The sequence below is a fragment of the Cobetia sp. SIMBA_158 genome (genome assembly GCF_046566945.1).
Classification (GTDB): Bacteria; Pseudomonadota; Gammaproteobacteria; order Pseudomonadales; family Halomonadaceae; genus Cobetia; species Cobetia amphilecti.
This window is the reverse complement of sequence record NZ_JAWJYL010000875.1, coordinates 1-246: the sequence shown is the minus strand read 5'-3', so window position 1 is coordinate 246 and position 246 is coordinate 1. Positions and strand designations below refer to the sequence as shown.

Sequence of the window (246 nt, the reverse complement as noted above, 5' to 3'; positions counted from 1 at the left end):
CTTTATACAAATTACCAATGGTTATGCCATTGTTTTATCAAACATATAAAACGTCTCTAAAAGAAGTTGAGCTCATTGAGGGAATCAAGGATTTATTTGAACAATTAAGCCTTCATGGGTATCATATTGCTATTATTTCTTCAAATTCAAAGGATAATATTGAAGCCTTTTTAAAAAGACAACAGATCAATAATGTATCTGACATTCTTTGTTCTAGTCGAATTTTTGGTAAGGATAAAATTATTC

General features: G+C 28.5%; 1 protein-coding gene. It reads left to right on the top strand.

Features of this window, described 5'->3' with window-relative positions; all coding sequences use genetic code 11:
• On the top strand, positions 1–246 hold a 246-nt coding region (locus R2R70_RS22325), incomplete at both ends, for an HAD hydrolase-like protein (protein ID WP_410979247.1).